Origin of the sequence: Bradyrhizobium sp. AS23.2, from assembly GCF_001908185.1 — a bacterium.
Taxonomy (GTDB): Bacteria; Pseudomonadota; Alphaproteobacteria; order Rhizobiales; family Xanthobacteraceae; genus Bradyrhizobium.
Genome location: NZ_LGHM01000016.1, coordinates 18538 through 33788, shown reverse-complemented (window position 1 = coordinate 33788; position 15251 = coordinate 18538). Strand labels below are relative to the sequence as shown.

Sequence of the window (15251 nt, the reverse complement as noted above, 5' to 3'; positions counted from 1 at the left end):
AAAAAGGCTCATCGTACGGCAACCCTTGCGAGGCTCTTCGGTCCTGCCGATGAGGCGCTATTATAGCTATAAGCTGACAAAAGTATGGGTCTTCTAGAGTATCATTGCACATCAAATCAGATCAGTTCCGCACAGCTTCTCGCGGTGCAGACGAGTGATCTCCATTGTAGATCTCAGGAGTACTCATCTGCTCGTCGAAAACGCGGGCTATATTTTTCTGGAAGATCAGCTTAGGCGAGACGGCGATCGCGGCTGTGATCTCGCGGTTGCCCTTGCAGCTATGGACCTCCTGCTGGGGGCGAGCTCCAAACGCGCCGGACTGTCCTCCAGATTGGTGCCGCCGAACGCCGGCTTCAGCCGCGGCGCCGGTCTCGACCAGCGATCGATAAGCTCGACGTTGATCTTGATGTCAAACGCGTCGACACCGGCGAACTCTTTGAAGCGTGCTGCCTTGCCTTCCATAGCGGGCTTTAGGTAGCGAGCCGATACTGCCAAGGCAGAGCACGCGGTCCCCGTTCTTGGCTCTCGCTGCGGTCCGCGGCAACATCAGGCGAATGGGCCAGCGCCAGGTTGCGTTGATTGGCAAGTGGCGTGATGAGCCTGGATCTCGAGCTTACCGGGCCGTGACAGACCGTGATAGGCGAGTGCTGCGTTGTTGAGTTCTTCAGACGATGACATAGGCTCCCCCTTGGATCCATGACGTGCGTCGGCGGACAAACTTCGTTGTTCGCGCGGATTCACCTATCGTGCTTGGCCTAGCTGTTAGTGGTTGTGCTTACGAACTCGATGCAATGGATTGTCCAACAGATGGAGGGATTCTTGCATGACGGATCGAAGGACAATCAATGAAGGCGTTGGTCATGAACGAGCAATGGATAGAACCAGCTATCGCCTATGCGATCTGTCGGTTCGATGGCATTCCAAGCCGCCGGGCGATGGGCTTCCATCTGATGATCGTCGATGAGGACGGCAGCCGAAGGCCCTGGTCCATCGTCGTGGTCCGCTGGGGCAAGAAGGTGCTTGGCTACGTCAACGAATGCCCGCACAACAACGTCAACTTAGACTGGGAACGTAACGAGTTCCTGGATCCGTACGGCATGCGGCTGATGTGCGGAAAGCACGGCTCAACCTTCGAGCTCGGCACTGGCCGCTGCATCGAAGGTCCATGTAAGGGCAGAGATCTTATGCCCGTCGCGCTGACAGTTCTCGATGGCGACATCTGTGTCGTTGGCGTGCGGCTTGTTGAGGACGATCCTTCTTGTAATATCTGAACCGGTGTTTAGACAGGCCGATTCTCGTTGCGGTTTTTCACTGGCCCCATTCTCGTCAGAACTTCTTCGTAAGAGATCTGGTCATAGGAGGAAACGTCTAGGGTCTTCGCCGCGTCAAGCAAATAATCGAGCTTGCCGCCCGCGTCTTGACTCTTGATATCGTTTTTATTGACCCCCACCAGGTCCATCATCTCCTTCCACACCGTGGATTCGTCGCATGGAAGAACGCGGAAGGTGATCTTACCAAGCTTGGTTCGGTACTTCGCCAACAGGTCTATGTTGTTGCAGAACATGAAGTAGCTGCCATCCGGGCTTAGCGCTGCGCCAAGGACATCTGCGACGTCGGCAAGATAGGCAAATGAGTGCAGATAGCCGGCCAGAATCGGGATGGTGCTTTCGCCCTCCTGCGCGATCGTCAACACTTGCTCGATCGAATAGGCTGGCGGCCGTTTCTCATCCGCGACCTGAATCTGGAATTTCAGTGCGATGTCGCCGCGAAAGCCGAACCGGCCCGGCTTCGTGGTCCCGCCTTTGAATACGGCGTTGAGCAAGCGCCCCTCCGCCTCAAGTCGGCCCAGTGCGGTGTTCTCGATTGAAGTCATCAAAACATCCTTGATCTAAACTCTTTACCGACGCCTTGGCCGGTGTGACACGCAATGCAAATTGCTTGCCGTCGCATGCGCGAGGGCTTTCCCGCGTAGCTCTAACGAGAACACGCAAGCATGGTGCGACATTCTCAAGGAGCGTTGTCAGGAACTCGACACAAGCTCGAGAGCCAACAGGTGAGCGTCGAAAAAGTCAGCACTTTCAGGGCATGTGCGAAGTGGCATGTCCCTTGCCAAGCGGTTGATCGAGTACAACCCAGATGAGAGCCGACTATGATCAATCTGACCGATAGCGCAGTGAATGCGCTCAAGAGCGCTATTTCAGTGTCGGCCCAGCCGGCAAGCGGCGTGCGCATCGCAGTCGAAGCAAGCCGTTGCGCCGAGTTCAAATACAAAATGGGTCTGGCCGGTCAGGCAGAACCCGCCGACACAGTAATCGAACGTGACGGGCTCAAGGTGTTCGTCGACAATAAGAGTCATCAGCATCTGGTGGGCACGACTATCGATTTCGTGGTGGCGCTGGAGGGCTCGGGCTTCACCTTCGACAATCCAAACGCAAAGTCGTGCTGCTCCTGCGGAAAATCCTTCAGCCAATGACGGGACGAACCGCAGCGTGCTGGCGAGCGCGAAAAACGACTGAAGCCGGGGCCGACCGGGAGCAGATCATTCGCGCCGTAATCGGGAAGAGCCGCCGGAATCTGCAGCGCGAGGGTGGCGAGGGCCAATCGACGGCAGCAGGGATCATGACGTCAGAAGGCTTTCAGGCGCGGCTGGTTAAAACCGGTGAATTCGTTCGGCCTGATCCGGGTGGCCAGCGCAATCAAGGCTCTGGATTGAGGGAGTATTAAGTGCCGATTTATCTCGACAACAATGCGACGACACGGACAGATCCATCAGTCGTACAAGCCATGTTGCCGTTCTTCTGCGAGCGGTTCGGCAATGCCTCCTCGGCCCATGCGTTGGGCAGAGAGGGGGCAGACGCCGTGAAGCAGGCGCGTCGCAGCTTGCAGCGATTGTTAGGCAGCGCGCATGATCACGAAATAGTCTTCACATCCGGCGGGAGCGAGGCCAATAACACGGCCATTCTTTCTGCGCTCGCGACCCAGCATGGCCGCGACGAGATCGTCACCACCTCCGTCGAGCATTCCGCCGTCCTTGCGTTGGTCGAGCAGTTGGCGGCAACGAGCGTCAAGACCCACGTGATCCCCGTAGATTCGCGCGGCCGGCTCGACATCGAGGCGTTTCGATGCACGCTCGGGCCACATACTGCCATTGTGTCTGTCATGTGGGCCAACAACGAGACCGGCACGATTTTTCCAGTGGAGTTTCTAGCTCGGTTGACGCGAGAGGCGGGCGCGCTGTTTCATACGGATGCGGTGCAAGCCGTAGGCAAGCTGCCCATCGACCTGAAGGACAGTGCCATCGACATGCTGTCGCTGTCCGGACACAAACTGCATGGTCCCAAGGGGGTCGGCGCGCTCTATTTGCGCAAAGGCACAAAATTCAGGCCGCTGATCTGGGGCGGATCACAGGAACGGCGCCGGCGTGGCGGAACCGAGAATGTCCCCGGCATCGTCGGTCTTGGAAAAGCTGCAGAGCTTGCGGCGCAGAGGGTCGATCCGGATCGCCTTCGCATTGGCGCATTGCGCGACCGCCTCGAGCTGGCGATTTTAGATCAGGCCGACTGCATGGTGCTTGGCGATATCAGTAACCGGCTACCAAACACGACAAATATCGCCTTTAGACATCTCGAAGGCGAAGCAATTCTGTATCATCTCAAACGTGCGGGCATTGCCGCTTCGCTCGGATCGGCCTGCGGTTGCCGCTCAATCGAGCCATCGCACGTCCTGCGCGCCATGGGCTTGCCGGAGGAGAGCATGCACGGGGCGGTGCGCTTGTCCCTGTCGCGTGAGACAACCCTCGAAGAGGTCGACCAGGTCGTCTCCGTACTGTCAAAGATCGTGGCTCAGCTGCGGGCCAACTCGCGGGAGCATGCGAAACCGTCCAGCATGCATCGCGGTCCAGGGAATTGACCTGATGAAAATCATGATTCGCCGCTCTCCCGATGTGGGCCTTTCGATTTACGTGCCGAAGAAAGATCTCGAAGAGCCGATCGTGGAATCCGAGTATGAGACGCTTTGGGGCGGTTGGATTAAAATTGCCAATGGCTGGGTGCTCGATCTGCCCGAGATGGCGAGCGACACGCCGCTGCCGATCACAATAAGTGCGAGGAAGCGTGGGGAAGACAGGGACGACCGATGAAGGCGCTCCCGCAAATTGAGTTTGTCAATAGAGCCGACGCGGAGCCGATTCTTGCTGGTCTCGCGGCTAGGATGAGGTCCGGCAGCATTGTTCCGTATCTCGGACACTGGCCTCGCCGAGTTGTTCGAACCCGATGAGCCAATAAGACACAAGGCCTTGGCCGCCTTCTTTCTCGAGCAAGGTTACGCTGCCGCGCCGGGCAAAGGCAACGGCTTCGCGTCGGCGCAGTATGTCGAGAGCAACATGCATCGCTCCACCGCGACAGCATTGATGGCGCAGGCGTTCGCTTTCCCGGTGGAGCGCCGCCAATGCAGCATCATCTCGCATCCTTGCCTCTGCCGATGATCGTCGACCCCTAGTACGACGGCGCGATGCGCTCGGCCCTCGGCACGTGTGACGGATGGTGTGAAGTGCGAGGCATCGCGCGTTCCGACATCCACGACGATCGCTGGTATCACGATGCGGCGGATTAGGAGGTTAGTGATGCCTCTGCGGCCCATTGGCCTCATGTGCTGTACAAGCCAGATGGCGGCACGTGCCGTTCAAGAACTTCCTGATTACTGATGCTGATTGTCTTGAGGTGCTGATTGAAATCGATCCAGACTCCGATTCCCGATATCATCAAGGAAAGGCGGAACGGGTGGCGTTTCCTACTCATCGGCTGTCGCTTCAACGACCAGCTATTACGTAGTTATGCGCGGCAGACCACCAAGCGCTCGGCCAACGTCCATTACGCGATCGTCAATCCGGAAGTGCTCTCGCCCAACGAACTTTGCTTTCTGGTCGAGCATCGCCTGACACCGCTCGCGATAGGGCTCCTGCGCGCGATGGAGATATTGCTTGCCAACGAACGTCGCAAAACCGACTGCCACCCGGTCCGCTAATGGGAAGAAGTCGCATCGCAAGCGACCGGTGCGGGTTGGGAGGATTCCACGCGAACTCATTGAGACCGTGACGGCCGTGTCTGTCAAAAATGGCCATGCCTGTCGCATTTGCGACGTATGAACCATCGTTGGGGCGTTCAGAACTGTGTGGATCGCTTCAGCTAACTCATTCACGTAGCAGAAATGCCATCGCCTCCGAGGTGGCACGCGAGTTGCTAACTGTCTTTTTGTGGTCGCTCGGGCTGGTCGCTCTGGGGACAGCCTGCAAGAGAGAACTGAAATGAACGCTGTTGCCGGAAGCGGAGAATATGTCATGGATGCTGAGGATAGCGGCGAGATGCGGGTCATTGCCGATTATAAGGGGTGCCAAAGCTCTCCGAAAAATGGCAAGGGGAGCTGCGGGTCACAGGCTGGCCAAGGCGATCTGCCGTCCGAAATCTGGCATAAAGTTAAGAACCATCCCTGCTATAGCGAGGAAGCTCATCATCATTACGCTCGCATGCATGTCGGGGTTGCGCCGGCTTGCAATATTCAGTGCAACTACTGCAATCGCAAATACGACTGCGCCAACGAATCGCGTCCGGGTGTCGTTAGTGAGAAGCTCACTCCTGAGCAGGCGGTCAAAAAGATGCTCGCTGTCGCCACGAGAATTCCACAGCTGACTGTGCTCGGCATCGCCGGCCCCGGCGACGCTTTGGCCAATCCAAAAAATACATTCAAGACGTTCGAACTCATCGCCAGGGCGGCGCCCGACATCCAGTTGTGTCTATCAACGAACGGGTTGGACCTGCCGGATCATGTCGACACGATATCCCGCTACAAAATCGACCACGTCACCATCACCATCAACATGATCGATCCCGAAATCGGTGCCAGGATATATCCGTGGATTTTCTTCAACCACAAGCGCTACTCCGGAATCGAAGCTGCAAAAATACTCACCATTCGTCAACTGCAGGGTCTCGAGATGCTCACGCAGCGGGGTGTCCTGTGCAAGATCAATTCAGTGATGATTCCCGGCATCAACGACCAGCACCTCATCGAGGTCAATAAGGCAGTGAAGTCGCGCGGCGCCTTCCTGCACAATATCATGCCACTGATCTCCGCGCCCGAGCACGGCACAGCATTCGGTCTCAAAGGCCAGCGAGGTCCGACGGCGCAGGAATTGAAGGCGCTTCAGGATGCTTGTGAAGGTCAGATAAACATGATGCGGCATTGCCGCCAGTGCCGCGCTGATGCTGTCGGCCTGCTCGGCGAGGATCGCAGCGGCGAGTTCACGACAGAGAAGGTGATGGCCATGGACGTTCAATATGACCTCGAAGCGCGCAAGGTTTATCAGGCCAGGATTGAGGATGAGCGTGCGGCGAACATCGCGACAAGTGAGGAGCTAGCGGAACTCGCTGGCGAGATGAGCGAAATCAACCTTCTAGCCGCGGTCGCAACCAAAGGCTCGGGCCTCATCAATGAGCATTTTGGGCATGCTAGGGAATTCCACGTGTACGAAATCTCGACGTCCGGCGTCAAACTCGTCGGGCACCGCCGCGTCGACGTTTACTGTCAGGGCGAATATGGCGAGGAGGATCGGCTCGCGAGCATCATCCGCGCCATCAACGATTGCCATGCTGTATTCGTGGCCAAGATCGGTGGCTGCCCAAGAGACATTCTGATCAACGCTGGGATCGAGCCGGTTGATCAATACGCACATGGCTCCATCGAGAAGTCGGCGATCGGCTGGTTCCGGGACTATCTCCATAAAATCAAAAGCGGTGAGATCCTGCACGTCAAGCGCGGCGAAGCCGCGATCCCGCAAGAACTACTGATCTCGGTCGCGTGAGAGGTTGTATCTATGCCATTCAAGATCATCGCCTCGCAATGCACGAGTTGCTCGGCTTGTGAACCCTTATGCCCGAACGTTGCAATCTGGGAGAAGGCCGGAAACTTCGTGATTAAACCAAATAAGTGCACCGAATGCATCGGCGATTTTCACGAGCCGCAGTGTGTCGCTGTCTGTCCAGTTGAAAACACCTGCGTTATCGACACATCAGTGCCGCGGTCCCAGGCGTCTGCCTAAAAGGGATGTGCTCGTGAACTGCAAGCCGAGCTCCGTCGCTGGAAACTCGCGATTATCGCCGTGTGCATTGCTGGCGCCGCTTCGCGCCGCGTCGACCTGGCTGGCTGATGAATGATGAGGCCAATGAGGTTCGCTACATGATGGCAGGACGTATGCGGCTACTTGCCAGGATGAACGACCCCGACACCTCCGTGCACCTCGAGATCGCGCAGCGACTTTCACCTCAGTCGCTAACCGCTCTGAATCGTGACAGCGAATGGCCTGCCCACTACGAAGTGACAATAGGCGTCGCGGATGGCGAGTTCACATGTCTCAGCAAAGATGAGAACGGTATGGTGCATAAGAGCGTCCGTACTCGCGTCGTTGTGCACCCTGCAGGTCCGCAAGGGGAAGGCGCATGAACAACATCGTTCGCGACAGTGATGTGGTCGAGCTAAACGGGCCGCCCGCGTTCACCTTTGGCGAAAAGGTGCGGGCCAGCCGCACCGTCCGCAATGACGGCACTTTTCGAGGCAAGGAGATCGGTGAAATTCTGGCGAGAAGGGGCGAGGTGGGTTATGTCATTTCGATCGGCACGTTCCTGCAGAAATTCTACATCTACGGTGTCGAATTTCTTGAAAGTGGCTACCGCGTCGGCATGAAGCGCAAAGAGCTCGATCCGGTCGGTTCGTGCGTCGAGAGCGATGATCTGCCCTTGCCGGACGAGGCTGTATCATGACGGAGGCGCGCGTTCCAAAATATCGATCGGGCCAGTGCGTGAGAATCGCAGTCGATCTCGTCAATGACGGGTCAGTTGCGACCGCGCCGCCTGATGGGATCCTGGTCGGCGCTGGTCGTATCGGCCAGATCGTTCGGGTCATGATGCATACCGAAACAAGCGTGCCGATCTATCTTGTAAAGTTCAGGGGAGGGCTGGTCGTCGGTTGTCTTGAAGAAGAGATCACAGTCCATTGAGGGGAGGAGTCTCGCAATGAGAGCAATGAAAAAGGTGCCAATAGGGTTGATCCCACATCCGAACGAGCTCGATCGCAAGCGGATCGAACGTGCCTTAATCTCGCGCAAGCATTACCGGTATGTCTCGCCCCGTGTGACGGCGGTAAGGGCTGGCTATCTCATCGAGAGTCCCTGCTGCTCGCGCAATATCGATAAGGGCGGCGGTCAGATCAATGTTGCGTTGTTTCAGTACGATGCTGTGAGCGGAACCTGGAAGCTGTTTTTCAAGAATCATGCACGACGAAGCTGGGAATTTTACAGCATTTTCCACCGGCTGGCGTCGGCGATCGACGAGTTGAACACGGATCCCGAGCGGCTGTTCTGGCAGTGATGCTCATTTGGGAGCAGTCTTACAGGAGCCACAATGGCGCTCGCCAAAGAACAACTGAACGAAATCGAACGCCTGCTTGCGACACGTAACACTGATACTAGCGCGCTTGCCGAACTAAGGCGCCGCTTTCCGCAGCTCACCTGGGTTCAATGTGATGCATCAGATGTGACGGAGCAGCCGTTCCGGCGTCTTCCGCGGTTTGACCTGCATCTAGTCGATGGATCCAACCCCTGCACGCAGATCACGGCCGACCAGGCGCGAGCCACTGGATTGGTGCTGGCTAGAAGGCATCTTGGACGGTGATTGGCACTGGACCCGCAGAGGATCACCTCGATGTCGCGCATTCGGTGAATGCGACGCCTCTTTCACTCGGCTCTCGGAGCGCCGAAGCGCTATCGCGTTCGAAGCGAATTTCTAATCGGCAGACGACTGAGAACGCTCGAGTGGGCTTTCGCGGCCTATCTTGGCCGTCAGTATGCCGTTGCGGTTCCAAGCGACCTGGGCGTATCGGCCACCCCTGCACCAATGCAGGCGCCGAGCCAAACTCTTGGCGTGAGGTCCAGCAAGGGGCTCGAAACTGAGGGCGTCACACTCTAGCTCTTCAGACTTCGGCTTCCGGTCTCTAAACCTAACAACAACGGGAACGATATGAATTCGCAGATCATTATTCACGTCCGCTTCGCCCCAAATAGCAGGGTGATCCATATCAGCGAGCGTCCGGCGAGGCTTACGCCCGAGCAATGGTTCGATTTCCTCAAGGCCCGAGCCGGCTCTGCATATCGTCCACTGGGCCGTTGTCGCGGCGTTTTCCAGCTGACGCGCGCGGCAGTGGATGCCTTCAGGCAGGAAGCTGTAGCGCCTGCGGAGCGAAGAAATCAGTGAGACCCTGGCTCGCCGCGAGGTTGAGCCCTTCGCATTCTCCAGCCGATGCGATCGAGTGGGCGGCGCAGGGCGTTTAGTCTATCGCGGATCGAACACGACAGCGAGAAGCGGCCGCTTCCAATTGTTGTGATGCGAGCTTTCGGCAATGACTATTGGGGTTATCTCTTCGCATGATGGCGTGGAGCCTGGATTAAGAAGTCGAATGGTGGAGCAGATCAAAATGGACCAAAGGGGTGTGACGACAAGATCAAACACTGGAATTAGCGAGGACTGTGACGCTGAGGTTATAGGTAACTGATCTCGCCGGCGAGGCCAATGATCATGGTGCCAGCGTGTTGGCTGTCTGCGCAACCGGCAGGTGGAGCGCTATCATTTCGTGCGTGCGCCTTCAAACGAAAAGCGGTCGTCAGAGACGATGAGCTCGTACCCGATCGTTCATTTTCAGAGAGATTGCGAGCCAGAGGCATGATGCCTAGAAATAATTCGCGTTTCCTCAACTCTATAGCATCGTGTCGTTGCCTGCCACACCGAGCGTCCGCCCACTGATCCCGCTTCCGGCGCCATTGCCCTATGGACGATCGGGCAAGGCGATCGAAGCGCATGCCCTCTCGGATGTCGGCTTTGGCGGCGGCGGGTTGCCTCGGCTTTGCAACACAGGTCCGTTGGTGGTTGTCTATCTCGACGGTGTCTGGCACCGCCCGGCCACGACCGAAGGCATTGACGAAATCGTGCCACCTCAGGGAACGGCAAACGAGTCGATCGCCTTGTGAGTGTATTGAAACGTACCTAAAAAACGCTCGGCTCGCGCTCGCGTTAGCCGGGAGCGGCTTATCCTGCTGGAACCGACGCCTCTGGAATTGTGGATCTTCGTCAGCAAAACAAAACGTCGCCTCGAGAATCCTTTGAGAATTCCGTGCGCCATGTAAGGCCTTGCATGTTGCTGATTTCATCGGGCTTTTAGTGGGATCGATGTTCCATCGCGGATCACGTGGAACGACCCACTTCGTTTATTGTGGCGCTGTCCACCCGAAGTCTATCTTTGATCAATGTCTTGCCCGCTGCGAGGCTGAATTTCGCGACCGGTGCGCCAACGAAAGAATAACCTGGTCGGACACTTTCTTTGGCACTGCGTCCGACATTGGCTCGTTCGAGCGAGATGCGGTTGTTTGAATCGTCATCACGCTCTATCCTTGGATCAAACCTAACCTTGCGGGATGTCGCGTCAGAACTTGTACGCGATGCCGCCGCTGACCAGCCATGGGTCCATATTGGCGTGTCCGAAGACTGGAATCGTGTTGTTTGCAAGTGCCGAATAACTCGGCCTCAGCCACAACTTCTTCACATCGAAGTTGAGGCCCCAATGAGGATCGAGCATGTAGTCGAAGCCAAATTGGACGGCCGGGGCAACTTGGTTGCTGATGCGCAGATCGGTCACGACCAAGCCAGCGAACGGCGTATTGGCGGCGGATTGGTTGAAGAATACGGTGTAATTGATGCCAGCACCGACATACGGCTTGAACGCGCCGAAATCGGTGAAGTGATATTGCAAAGTCAGCGTCGGCGGCAACAGCGAGGCTTTGCCGATATCAAGCCCGTTGAGCGTCCCGGTGCCGATGATATGATGCGTGGTCACGCCGAGAATAAGTTCGGCAGCGATGTTCCGCGTGAAGAAATAACTGATATCGAGCTCCGGTATGACTTGATCGCTGATCGAGAGCGCGGAGTGCGGGGAGGACAGGAGCGGGACGCCAGCGACATTGACCGAGGTCCCGCCGACATCCGGCACAACGCCCAGTACGCGCAAGCGGATCATCCATGGATTGCAAGCGTCGACGACCGGCGCTTTGGTATAGAGGGGCGCGTACGCCAGATCGGCAGCCTGTACGGTCATGGCGCCTGCACCGAGCGTCGCAGCTAGCACAATCGTCAGAAGTGTCCTTGTTCTCATCGAAATCTCCATTCCAAATCCATCGCGAGGAGTCGCGGGACATCTCTGACACAAGTTGGATGGCAAAGAGGTTGATGCCGATCAAATCGAGCAGCTCGTGGATCGATTGTTTCACGACGTTGAAGGATCGCCGTCGTCAAGCATTAGTCTCCTCTTCTAAACATCATTCGGCATGTCGTGCCTGAGTTTCGCTTCTTAGAAACCGCGTTTTGGCGTCATGCTCTGGCGTAAATCCATTTGCGGTATAGCGCCGTGATCCTGGTGTTCGATCTGTGCGCGCGAATGCCTAAAGGAGATCGTGTTCGCGAGGCGAAAAGCCGAATTGAAGCTCTGGTCTGTGAATACCGCTACTCACCTTCGAGCTTGCCCCGAACAGTAGCCTATGGGAGAGCCGCGTTCTTCTCTCCCACACGCACGCCAGCAAGTTCTGAAATCCTATCACATGGGCGGACAATGCGTGCTCGGTTCATCGCGTGAGCATCGCTGGGGATCATCTTGAGTGCTCCATCCAAGCAACGACAGTACTGGGGTCCAGGCTCAATTGAGCCAATATTCGACGAGACCGGCGAGATGAACAGCGGCCAGTAAATTCCGGGCGAGCTTGTCGTATCGGCTGGCGACGCGGCGGAAGTCTTTGAGCCTGCAAAAGCAGCGCTCGATGACATTTCGGCCTTTGTAGGTGCGTTTGTTGAAGCGATGGATGAGGACGCGGTTGGATTTGTTCAAGATGACTGGCTTGACGCCGCGACGAACAATCGCCGCGAGGGTTGTCGCCGTCATATCCTTTGTGAGCGAGGAGCGCGCTCATGGGCGGCGCGAGCGCCAGAACATCGGGCGCCGCGATATCGGCATCCTGGCCTCGGGTCAGATGCACGACGACCGGCCGGCAGCGGATTGCTCAGCTTATGGATTTTTGTCGTGCGGCCTCCGCGCGAGCGGTCGATTGCTCGATTGTGCCCCCCACTTTTTCGCCGAAGGCACACCAGTGAGCTTTAATCGAGGTCGAGTCGAGCGACAGCACGACGCAGTCTTCGCTGGGCGTGGCCCTTCGAAGATGCGCACCAGAGGTCTCCTGGCATCATTCCAGGACAGGACAACTGATAAAGAAGGTGCCGCCGGTCTGGCGTCTGACGACCGTACTATCCGACACTGGTCTGTCACCTTTGTCGGCTTCGCGACACCGGCCTATTTCGCCGGGCTCTTGTCCGGCCTCAGGCTAATCCGCTGAAAAGCAATCACAATGTTGTTGTCCTGCTGGGTCGGCCAATTTGGCACGAGTTTTGATACTCTTTCGTTGCGAGCCGGGAGCCGCCGACCGAGCTTCATTTCGTCGATGACCCCGATCTATGGAACGAAGAAAGAAAAGCAAAATGTCAAATCTGCATCATTCTATAGGAAGGGGCCTCGGCGAAACAGCCCCTAGCAAACAGGCTCGCCGTCCTTGTCCATCCTTGCGCAGGAAATCTTGATGGCCGGCTGCGACTGAAAGGCCCACCACACTCGCCTTATCCTGAACTCGAAGGCGCAGGATAAAGTTCTGCATCTCGCCGCGGTATGCCGACAGTTACACGTTGGCCGATCTTCAAAATCGAGTCGGGCTACGCCGCGGAGGACGTCGTCTACATGCCGTCTTACTTCATTCGCCGCCCGCAGCCCCTGACGGTCACCTTCCGTCCTTCCATCGCTTAGAGAGTGAAGTGCTACCATGTCCGAACAACCCTTGCCGACGCTGCCGATGTCGCGCGTCGATCACATCGAGCCCTCGCCCGAGATGTTGGCGCTACGCGCCAACGGTCCGATCCACCGCGTAAGCTTCCCATCCGGGCACCAAGGCTGGTGGGTGACAGGCTACGACGAGGCCAGGGCGGTGCTGTCTGACGCGGCGTTCCGGCCCGCGGGAATGCCGCCGGCGGCATTCACCCCGGATTCGGTGATTCTCGGTTCGCCGGGGTGGCTGGTCTCGCACGACGGGGGCGAGCATGCCCGGTTACGCACGATCGTGGCGCCGGCCTTCAACGACCGCAGGGTGAAGCTGCTCGCGCAGCAGCTTGAGGCGATCGCCGCGCAGTTGTTCGAGACGCTGGCGGCCCAGCCCCAGCCCGCCGACCTGCGGCGCCACCTCTCCTTTCCGCTTCCAGCCATGGTCATCAGCGCGCTGATGGGCGTGCTCTACGAGGATCACGCCTTGTTCGCCGGGCGGTCCGATGAGGTGATGACGCACCAGCATGAAAGCGGCCCGCGCAGCGCGTCGCGCCTGGCCTGGGAAGAACTGCGCGCCTACATTCGCGGCAAGATGCGGAACAAGCGCCAGGATCCGGGCGACAACCTGCTGACGGATCTGCTCGCGGCCGTCGACCAGGGCAAAGCGACGGAGGAAGAGGCGATCCGCCTTGCTGCGGGCATGCTGGTGGCGGGGCACGAGAGCACCGCCGCGCAGATCGAATACGGCCTGCTGGCCATGTTCCGCCATCCGCAACAGCGCGAATGCCTGGTCGGCGATCCATCCCTGGTAGACAAGGCGGTGGAGGAAATCCTGCGCATGTACCCGCCGGGCGCGGGCTGGGACGCATCATGAGATCATCACTGGCGGGTTCGAGGAGTTGCCGGTGCTCTGGTGATGAGGGACGCCGCCGGGAAACGCGATCTTCTCCGCAATTTGCCGGCGCGCCTGGCGCGCGCCGGTCAGATCAGCCAGCCGAAAGGTAACCAAGATGGACGTGCAAAAAACCAAGGCAGCATGCCGGGACGCCTTCGCCGAACTGGCGTCGCCAGCGTGCATCCATGACCCCTATCCGTTCATGCGGTGGTTGCGCGAGCACGATCCGGTGCATCGCGCGGTGTCGGGCCGCTTTCTGTTGAGCCGCCACGCCGACATCTACTGGGCGCTCATGGCCACGGGCGATGCCTTTCGGGGACCGGCGCCGGACGAACTGGCGCGCTATTTCCCGCGTGCGGCGACCAGCCTGTCGCTCAATCTGCTGGCGTCTACGCTAGCGATGAAGGACCCACCGACGCATACGCGTCTGCGCCGGCTGATCTCACGCGATTTCACCATCCGTCAGATCGACAACCTGCGGCCGAGCATCGCGCGCATCGTCGCAGCGCGCCTGGACGGCATGGCGCCCGCGCTCGAGCGCGGTGAGGCGGTGGACCTGCATCGGGAATTCGCGCTGGCCTTGCCCATGCTGGTCTTCGCCGAACTGTTCGGCATGCCCCACGACGACATGTTTGGGCTTGCCGGCGGCATCGGAGCCATTCTGGAAGGGCTGAGCCCGCACGCCAGCGATCCCCAGCTCGCCGCTGCGGACGCGGCCAGCGCCAGGGCGCAGGCCTACTTCGGAGACCTCATAGAGCGCAAGCGCGCCGATCCCCGCCACGACATCGTGTCGATGCTGGTCGGCGCACACGACGACGATGCCGACACGCTGTCGGATGCGGAGTTGATCAGCATGCTGTGGGGCATGATACTGGGCGGCTTCGCCACCACTGCGGCGACCATCGACCATGCGGTCCTGGCGATGCTGGCGTATCCCGAACAGCGGCACTGGCTGCAGGGAGACGCTGTGGGGGTGAAGGCATTCGTCGAAGAAGTCCTGCGCTGCGACGCGCCCGTCATGTTCAGCGCCACTGCGCGTATCGCCCAGCGCGACATCGAACTGGGCGGCGTGGTGATCCCGAAAAATGCGGATGTGCGCGTGCTGATCGCGGCCGGCAATCGCGACCCGGACGCCTTCGCCGATCCCGACCGCTTCGATCCATCGCGGTTCTACGGCACCAGTCCTGGCATGTCGACCGACGGGAAGATCATGCTTAGCTTCGGCCACGGCATCCACTTCTGTCCCGGTGCGCAACTGGCTCGGGTGCAGTTGGCCGAGAGCCTGCCGCGGATCCAGGCGCGCTTCCCCTTGCTGGCATTGGCCGAGCAGCCGACCCGGGAGCCCTCCGCGTTCCTTAGGACGTTCCGCGCGCTGCCGGTGCGGCTGCATGCGAAAGGGGAGGGCTGA

16 protein-coding genes and 5 pseudogenes are annotated in these 15251 nt (G+C 58.5%); 17 read left to right on the top strand and 4 right to left on the bottom strand.

Going from position 1 to position 15251, the window contains the following annotated elements; genetic code table 11:
• Positions 1-100 precede the first annotated feature (100 nt).
• Positions 101-241, top strand: a pseudogene (locus AC630_RS48200) (hypothetical protein); the annotation flags it as partial.
• An 80-nt stretch (positions 242-321) separates the two neighbouring features.
• Here the strand turns inward: AC630_RS48200 and AC630_RS46685 are convergent.
• Positions 322-678: pseudogene (locus AC630_RS46685) on the bottom strand (NADP-dependent malic enzyme); the annotation flags it as partial.
• A 167-nt stretch (positions 679-845) separates the two neighbouring features.
• Here AC630_RS46685 and AC630_RS03535 point away from each other — a divergent pair.
• Entirely contained in the window at positions 846-1271 is a 426-nt protein-coding gene (locus tag AC630_RS03535; protein WP_502691498.1) for a Rieske (2Fe-2S) protein, read from the top strand.
• An 8-nt stretch (positions 1272-1279) separates the two neighbouring features.
• Here AC630_RS03535 and AC630_RS03530 read toward each other — a convergent pair whose 3' ends face one another.
• On the bottom strand, positions 1280-1873 hold the full coding sequence (locus tag AC630_RS03530; protein ID WP_074117087.1) for a hypothetical protein: 594 nt from the start codon (positions 1871-1873) through the stop codon (positions 1280-1282).
• A 276-nt stretch (positions 1874-2149) separates the two neighbouring features.
• Between AC630_RS03530 and AC630_RS03525 the strand changes: the two genes are divergently transcribed.
• From AC630_RS03525 to AC630_RS03470, 12 genes are all read left to right on the top strand, one after another.
• On the top strand, positions 2150-2473 hold the full coding sequence (locus AC630_RS03525; RefSeq protein ID WP_074117086.1) for a HesB/IscA family protein: 324 nt from the start codon (positions 2150-2152) through the stop codon (positions 2471-2473).
• 251 nt (positions 2474-2724) lie between these two features.
• Positions 2725-3909: a cysteine desulfurase NifS gene (nifS, locus tag AC630_RS03520; RefSeq protein WP_074117085.1), complete on the top strand. Its 1185-nt coding sequence runs from the start codon at positions 2725-2727 to the stop codon at positions 3907-3909.
• A 4-nt stretch (positions 3910-3913) separates the two neighbouring features.
• Entirely contained in the window at positions 3914-4138 is a 225-nt protein-coding gene (gene nifT / locus AC630_RS03515; RefSeq protein ID WP_074117084.1) for a putative nitrogen fixation protein NifT, read from the top strand.
• A gap of 156 nt (positions 4139-4294) precedes the next feature.
• Positions 4295-4483: a hypothetical protein gene (locus AC630_RS46680; RefSeq protein ID WP_245330248.1), complete on the top strand. Its 189-nt coding sequence runs from the start codon at positions 4295-4297 to the stop codon at positions 4481-4483.
• Between the two features lie 242 nt (positions 4484-4725).
• Positions 4726-5022 (top strand): SIR2 family protein, encoded by a 297-nt coding sequence (locus AC630_RS46675; RefSeq protein WP_245330247.1) that lies wholly within the window; start codon positions 4726-4728, stop codon positions 5020-5022.
• 280 nt (positions 5023-5302) lie between these two features.
• Positions 5303-6856: a nitrogenase cofactor biosynthesis protein NifB gene (nifB, locus tag AC630_RS03505; RefSeq protein ID WP_074117083.1), complete on the top strand. Its 1554-nt coding sequence runs from the start codon at positions 5303-5305 to the stop codon at positions 6854-6856.
• 12 nt (positions 6857-6868) lie between these two features.
• The gene (locus AC630_RS03500; RefSeq protein WP_074117082.1) at positions 6869-7093 is read left to right on the top strand and encodes a 4Fe-4S binding protein; all 225 of its coding nucleotides are present in this window, start codon (positions 6869-6871) and stop codon (positions 7091-7093) included.
• Positions 7094-7490: 397 nt separating this feature from the next.
• Positions 7491-7811 carry a nitrogen fixation protein NifZ gene (locus AC630_RS03490; RefSeq protein ID WP_074117080.1) on the top strand — a complete coding sequence of 107 codons (321 nt, stop codon included), beginning with the start codon at positions 7491-7493 and terminating at the stop codon, positions 7809-7811.
• On the top strand, positions 7808-8047 hold the full coding sequence (locus AC630_RS03485) for a nitrogen fixation protein NifZ (protein WP_074117079.1): 240 nt from the start codon (positions 7808-7810) through the stop codon (positions 8045-8047). The genes AC630_RS03490 and AC630_RS03485 overlap by 4 nt, the downstream gene beginning before the upstream one ends.
• Positions 8048-8063: 16 nt before the next feature.
• A complete protein-coding gene (locus AC630_RS03480; protein ID WP_074117078.1) occupies positions 8064-8417 on the top strand; it encodes a DUF3024 domain-containing protein in 354 nt (117 codons plus the stop codon).
• Between the two features lie 33 nt (positions 8418-8450).
• On the top strand, positions 8451-8720 hold the full coding sequence (locus AC630_RS03475; RefSeq protein WP_074117077.1) for a DUF6129 family protein: 270 nt from the start codon (positions 8451-8453) through the stop codon (positions 8718-8720).
• A 345-nt stretch (positions 8721-9065) separates the two neighbouring features.
• The gene (locus tag AC630_RS03470; RefSeq protein WP_074117076.1) at positions 9066-9299 is read left to right on the top strand and encodes a hypothetical protein; all 234 of its coding nucleotides are present in this window, start codon (positions 9066-9068) and stop codon (positions 9297-9299) included.
• Positions 9300-10521: 1222 nt separating this feature from the next.
• Here the strand turns inward: AC630_RS03470 and AC630_RS03460 are convergent.
• Positions 10522-11259 carry an OmpW family outer membrane protein gene (locus AC630_RS03460; RefSeq protein WP_083636112.1) on the bottom strand — a complete coding sequence of 246 codons (738 nt, stop codon included), beginning with the start codon at positions 11257-11259 and terminating at the stop codon, positions 10522-10524.
• A 525-nt stretch (positions 11260-11784) separates the two neighbouring features.
• Positions 11785-12292: pseudogene (locus AC630_RS03455) on the bottom strand (IS5 family transposase); the annotation flags it as partial.
• Between the two features lie 405 nt (positions 12293-12697).
• On the opposite strand from AC630_RS03455, the pseudogene nifH reads away from it, so the two are divergent.
• The 3 genes and pseudogenes from nifH to AC630_RS03445 form a co-directional block, all read left to right on the top strand.
• Positions 12698-12799: pseudogene (gene nifH / locus AC630_RS48195) on the top strand (nitrogenase reductase); the annotation flags it as partial.
• Positions 12800-12952: 153 nt separating this feature from the next.
• Positions 12953-13813, top strand: a pseudogene (locus tag AC630_RS03450) (cytochrome P450); the annotation flags it as partial.
• 145 nt (positions 13814-13958) lie between these two features.
• The gene (locus AC630_RS03445) at positions 13959-15251 is read left to right on the top strand and encodes a cytochrome P450 (RefSeq protein WP_074117075.1); all 1293 of its coding nucleotides are present in this window, start codon (positions 13959-13961) and stop codon (positions 15249-15251) included.

Excerpts from the sequence above, each read along its gene's own strand:
- AC630_RS03460 (WP_083636112.1), bottom strand. The coding sequence starts at position 11,259 with ATGGAGATTTCGATGAGAACAAGGACACTTCTGACGATTGTGCTAGCT.
- AC630_RS03445 (WP_074117075.1), top strand. The coding sequence starts at position 13,959 with ATGGACGTGCAAAAAACCAAGGCAGCATGCCGGGACGCCTTCGCCGAA.
- AC630_RS03530 (WP_074117087.1), bottom strand. The coding sequence starts at position 1,873 with ATGACTTCAATCGAGAACACCGCACTGGGCCGACTTGAGGCGGAGGGG.
- AC630_RS03500 (WP_074117082.1), top strand. The coding sequence starts at position 6,869 with ATGCCATTCAAGATCATCGCCTCGCAATGCACGAGTTGCTCGGCTTGT.
- nifT (WP_074117084.1), top strand. The coding sequence starts at position 3,914 with ATGAAAATCATGATTCGCCGCTCTCCCGATGTGGGCCTTTCGATTTAC.
- AC630_RS03490 (WP_074117080.1), top strand. The coding sequence starts at position 7,491 with ATGAACAACATCGTTCGCGACAGTGATGTGGTCGAGCTAAACGGGCCG.
- AC630_RS03475 (WP_074117077.1), top strand. The coding sequence starts at position 8,451 with ATGGCGCTCGCCAAAGAACAACTGAACGAAATCGAACGCCTGCTTGCG.
- AC630_RS03485 (WP_074117079.1), top strand. The coding sequence starts at position 7,808 with ATGACGGAGGCGCGCGTTCCAAAATATCGATCGGGCCAGTGCGTGAGA.
- AC630_RS03525 (WP_074117086.1), top strand. The coding sequence starts at position 2,150 with ATGATCAATCTGACCGATAGCGCAGTGAATGCGCTCAAGAGCGCTATT.
- nifB (WP_074117083.1), top strand. The coding sequence starts at position 5,303 with ATGAACGCTGTTGCCGGAAGCGGAGAATATGTCATGGATGCTGAGGAT.
- AC630_RS03535 (WP_502691498.1), top strand. The coding sequence starts at position 846 with ATGAAGGCGTTGGTCATGAACGAGCAATGGATAGAACCAGCTATCGCC.
- AC630_RS03480 (WP_074117078.1), top strand. The coding sequence starts at position 8,064 with ATGAGAGCAATGAAAAAGGTGCCAATAGGGTTGATCCCACATCCGAAC.
- AC630_RS03470 (WP_074117076.1), top strand. The coding sequence starts at position 9,066 with ATGAATTCGCAGATCATTATTCACGTCCGCTTCGCCCCAAATAGCAGG.